Source organism: Streptomyces sp. UH6, assembly GCF_013421635.1.
Classification (GTDB): domain Bacteria; phylum Actinomycetota; class Actinomycetes; order Streptomycetales; family Streptomycetaceae; genus Streptomyces; species Streptomyces abyssomicinicus.
In genome coordinates this window covers 1-2145 of the sequence record NZ_JACADT010000967.1, presented here as the reverse complement: position 1 = coordinate 2145, position 2145 = coordinate 1, and the positions used below count along the sequence as shown (strand labels likewise).

At 71.8% G+C, this 2145-nt stretch carries 2 protein-coding genes; both read right to left on the bottom strand.

Translation table 11 applies throughout. The features are described from left to right. Positions 1-168: 168 nt before the first annotated feature. Positions 169-870 carry a ribonuclease HII gene (locus HW445_RS28115; protein WP_180223672.1) on the bottom strand — a complete coding sequence of 234 codons (702 nt, stop codon included), beginning with the start codon at positions 868-870 and terminating at the stop codon, positions 169-171. Between the two features lie 388 nt (positions 871-1258). After that, the coding region (locus HW445_RS28110) for a DUF4173 domain-containing protein (protein WP_180223671.1) at positions 1259-2145 on the bottom strand (887 nt) is incomplete at its 5' end.

Sequence of the window (2145 nt, the reverse complement as noted above, 5' to 3'; positions counted from 1 at the left end):
GGGTCGGCATGCTGTGGCTGGGGGCCGGAGCAGTGCTGGGACCCTGGGCGCGCTCGGGAATCTGGGGCTCCTCGGGACTGAGAGGCATGGCCTGTTGTCTATCAAATGTCGGTGCGCCCCACGGGGGCGGGGGCATGTCAGGAAGGGAAACCGCGGAAGGCGGACCGGTCAGAAGTCGAAGCCCAGTTGGCCCTCGATCTCCGGAACGCTCGCCTCCGCCCAGGTGCGGACCTTCTTCAGGTGCCGCCACTGTGGCAGCGCATCAAGATACGCCCATGACAGTCGGTGGTAAGGGGTGGGGCCCCTTTCCTCCAGGGCGGCCCGGTGGACCGGGGACGGATAGCCGGCGTTGGCGCCGAACGCGAAGTCCGTGTGCGCCGCGCCGAGTTCCGCCATCATGGCGTCCCGCTCGACCTTGGCGATCACCGAGGCCGCGGCGACGGCGACACAGCTGCGGTCGCCCTTGATCACCGTGCGGACCTGCCACGGGCTGCCCAGGTAGTCGTGCTTGCCGTCCAGGATCACCGCGTCCGGCCGGACCGGAAGGTCCTCCAGCGCACGCACCGCGGCGAGCCGCAACGCGGCGGTCATGCCGAGGTCGTCGATCTCCTCCGGCGAGGCGTGTCCCAGCGCGTAGGCGGTGACCCAGTCGCGGAGCGTCCCGGCCAGTTCGTTGCGCCGCTTGACGGTGAGCAGTTTGGAGTCGGTGAGACCCTCGGGCGGGCGGCGAAGACCGGTGATCGCCGCGCAGACGGTGACCGGACCGGCCCATGCGCCGCGGCCCACCTCGTCGACACCTGCGACGATCTTGGCTCCGGTCGTGGCGCGGAGGGAGCGCTCGACGGCGTGGGTGGGTGGTTCGTACGGCATGACGTCTTCAGACTACGCCGCCCTCCGGCGGGTGGGACCCCCGGCCTCGCCAATTCCTGCCGCCGTCCACCGGCGTTCGCTGCCGCACATACGACAGCGGCGCCCGAGCCCCGCCGAGGAAGGGCGGAAACCGGTCCGGACCTCCAGGGGAACCCAGGCGCACGCCCTGGAAAAGCCGGTGCCGAAGAACCGGGTCGACGTGCGGCGGCCCAGGATCACGACCTCGCTCTCCACCGGCCGGCGACACCGCCGGTCAGCGCGTCGCAGAAGCGAACGCTCGCCGCAGACCGGCCACCGAGCGGGGCGGAGGCGGGGCGGGAGGCGGCCCGTCCGGCCGTCGCCCACCCTGTCCCGCCCCCAGGTGTCACGGGCGGCCCGTCATGAGGGCTCACTCGTAGTAGTCGTCCTCCCAGCGGTCACCGGTCCGGCAGGCCGCGGGATCGAGTTCCACGGGCCGTTCGGCGAGGATTCGGCGGGCCTCGCGCTCACTCCAGCTGGTGGCGTACCAGGGGGTGTCGTCGTCCAGTTCGTCGGTGAACTCCGCGAGCAGACAGCTCCGCAACGGCTCCTCCAGACGGTCGAGAGCCGGGACCGCGTCGACGGACAGCCCTTCGAGGTAGGTCTGGTCCAGCTTGCCGTCGGCCGTGTACCGCTGGACGTTGTGCTCGGCGATCATCGCGTCGGGAGACATCAGGCCGAACGCCAGCACGCCCGCGGCCGCGGAGGCGGCGACCGCACGGGGCAGCCACCGGGCGCCCCACACCCCCGCCGCCATGACCAGCACGATGACCAGGCCCAGCCAGAACTCCATGGCGAACACCGAGATGCGCAGCCGGGTCAGCCCGTAGGCGTCCACGTACATGTCCATGCGTCGCACCGCGGACGCCACGACGACGAGTGCCAGCGCGCACAGCACGCCGAGGACGCTCCGCACGAGGACACGGTCACGTGGGCCCGACCTCGGCGCGGTGCGGGCGGCGACGACCACCACGACCAGGAACAGCAGCGTGACGATCAGCAACTGCCAGAAACCCTGCCGCGCGTACTCGGAGTAGGTCAGCCCGGTCTTCTCCAGCACCGCGTCGTAGCCACCGAACAGCACGGCCAGCTGCACCGCGTTGAACGCCGCGAACAGCACGGTGAGGACGACCAGCGGCAGCGCCCACTCGGTGCGGCCGCGCGGACGCCCCTCGGGGATCCGGGTGCGGTCCCACGGGATGGGTGCGGCGGCGGTCCGGGCGGCGGCCAGCGCCCCCACCAGGCCGAGGGCGAACG

What these genes read in the sequence shown, in the direction of transcription:
- HW445_RS28115 (WP_180223672.1), bottom strand. Translation starts at nt 870, where the DNA reads ATGCCGTACGAACCACCCACCCACGCCGTCGAGCGCTCCCTCCGCGCC.